Annotated in this window: 1 protein-coding gene and 2 tRNA genes; 1 reads left to right on the plus strand and 2 read right to left on the minus strand. The window is 41.1% G+C overall.

What is annotated here, in order from left to right; genetic code table 11:
• Positions 1–60: 60 nt before the first annotated feature.
• Positions 61–136, minus strand: a tRNA-Ala gene (locus L884_RS0113515).
• 104 nt (positions 137–240) lie between these two features.
• Complete coding sequence (gene gltX, locus L884_RS0113520; RefSeq protein ID WP_028767997.1) at positions 241–1650, minus strand: glutamate--tRNA ligase; 1410 nt, start codon at positions 1648–1650, stop codon at positions 241–243.
• Positions 1651–2519: 869 nt separating this feature from the next.
• Here gltX and L884_RS0113525 point away from each other — a divergent pair.
• A tRNA-Val gene (locus L884_RS0113525) sits at positions 2520–2595 on the plus strand.
• The last annotated feature ends 6 nt before the right edge of the window (positions 2596–2601 follow it).

Raw genomic sequence — 2601 nt, forward strand, 5'->3', positions numbered from 1 at the left:
CCAAAGAGTGAATACTCATTAAGTTCTGTAGGCTAAAACTTAACGCTATAATTAGTTAGATGGTGGAGCCTAGCGGGATCGAACCGCTGACCTCAACACTGCCAGTGTTGCGCTCTCCCAGCTGAGCTAAGGCCCCTAACCTTCTAAATCACTTTTGAGTGCACCGCGAACTATTCGTTGCCTGTGTCTCAACTGCGTGGCGCATTCTATGCAGCGCACCCAAAAGAGTCAACCCGTTTTTTACGAATTTATTCTATTTGCTACAAATTCAATCGCTTTGGAGATTCTTTGCTCTGTACGGGCCTTTCCAACCAAGAAAATGGTTAAATCAACAGCAGGAGACATACCGGCGCCAGTAACTGCTACGCGTAATGGCATACCCACTTTACCCATACCGACTTCTAACTCAGCTGCAGTATCTTCAATTGCTTGGTGAATTGCTTCTAGAGTCCACTCATTTAAACCAGCTAATTTAGTCTGGAATAATTGTAAAGGCTCTAGTGCAACACCTCTTAGGTGCTTTTTAGCTGCAGTTTCGTCAAACTCTGCGAAATCTTCATAGAAATAACGGCTAGATGCTGCAAGTTCTTTTAATGTTTTTGCTCTTTCAGACAATGCAGAAACAACTTCAGATAGTTTTGGACCATTACTAGTATCAATGTTCTGATCAGCCATGTGCCACTCAAGGTGAGAAGCTACATATTCTGGATCAGACTCTTTAATATAGTGCTGGTTTAACCAAATCAGCTTATCTGTATTAAAAGCAGAAGCGGCTTTGTTGATATCATCAAGGCTAAAGAATTGCTTCATTTCATCAATAGAGAACACTTCTTGATCACCATGTGACCAACCTAAACGTACTAAATAGTTGAGTAGTGCTTCTGGTAGATAGCCATCATCACGGTATTGCATAACACCAACAGCACCATGACGCTTAGATAGCTTAGCGCCATCATCACCTAAGATCATCGATACGTGAGCATATTCAGGTACTGGTGCACCAAGTGCTTTAAGAATATTGATTTGACGAGGAGTGTTGTTGATATGGTCTTCACCACGAACAACACACGTAATACCCATATCCCAATCGTCAACTACTACACAGAAGTTATAAGTAGGAGTGCCTTCGGTACGAGCAATGATCAAATCATCTAATGTGCTGTTCGCGAACTCAATACGGCCACGAACGTGATCATCAAATACAACACTACCTTCTGTTGGGTTTTTAAAGCGCACAACAAATGGCTCGTCTGTATCACGAGGTGCTTTATCACGGCAGCAACCATCATACTTTTGTTGCTCACCTTTAGCAGCTTGCTCCTCACGCATTGCTTCAATACGCTCACGGCTGCAGTAACACTTATATGCAGTGCCCTGCTCTAGCATCTGTGCAATGATTTCGTTGTAACGATCAAAACGCTTGGTTTGGTAATATGGACCTTCATCCCAATTCAGGTTTAGCCATTCCATACCCTCTAAAATTGCAGCACATGCTTCTGGAGTCGAACGCTCTAGATCCGTATCTTCAATACGTAACACAAACTCACCTTGGTTTGCGCGTGCATATAACCATGAATAAAGTGCTGTACGAGCACCACCAACGTGCAAAAAGCCGGTAGGGCTTGGAGCAAAACGCGTCTTAACTGTCATAATGGACATTGACCTATGTAGAAAGTCTAAATAATAGACTGTACTAATTAAATGTGGCGCATATTCTAACAGTCAAACGAGCTAGGTAAAATAGATCTGCAATTTTAAGACAAATTTTGTAGCAAAAAACCAAAGCGGAACTCTCAATCGTGCCCTACCCTCAGCTTAGTTTGTAAGTTATCAATACTAGAAACCTCTATATAGCTAAGCGGACGTATATAAAGTAGAGAAGAGCTAATATAGAGAATGAATTTATGCTCAAGTACCTTCAATACCATTGAGTATGAGAACGAAAGCTCCAAAAACAGAAATGGTTTAAATCGATAACACGGTTTATCAGCTTGAGGCTCAACGACTCAAAGCTCACCTTATTCTCATTTTAGATTACATAAATGCAAAGCTAATGATACGCAGATGAATAAAGCGAATATAAATTGAAAAGCATACATTGCCGTATTACATACAGATAACTCACAAACATGAGCCTATTGCTAAGCGGTAACTTTCTCTTTAGCTATTATAAAGAATGCTCTCTTCATTGAGGTAGGAGTGTAAATGAAGACCAGATTGCAAAAAATGCAGACAAAAGAGCTTTTGAGTAATCGTAGAACAACTAATGACAAATACATTTTTAATCATTTATCCAGCACAACAGCTCCTTTTCAATGCTTATTCCCTAGATTTAAGTAAAGATCTCCTAAGCTTTATAAACTTGAGTGAGCCGACTTCTAGCCATTTTTTGCCCAACAACAAGCAAGCTTGATTAACTATGCAGCAACACGCGCAAAATTGAACCGTACTCGTTATTTTATCTAAAAAAAGCGTTGACAGTAGATCGTTCCCCCCTATAATACGGCCCCACACAGCGAGGTCGATTAGCTCAGCTGGGAGAGCACCTCCCTTACAAGGAGGGGGTCACTGGTTCGAGCCCAGTATCGACCACCATTCTTT

The organism is Shewanella fidelis ATCC BAA-318 (assembly GCF_000518605.1).
GTDB lineage: Bacteria > Pseudomonadota > Gammaproteobacteria > Enterobacterales > Shewanellaceae > Shewanella > Shewanella fidelis.

What these genes read in the sequence shown, in the direction of transcription:
- gltX (WP_028767997.1), bottom strand. Translation starts at nt 1,650, where the DNA reads ATGACAGTTAAGACGCGTTTTGCTCCAAGCCCTACCGGCTTTTTGCAC.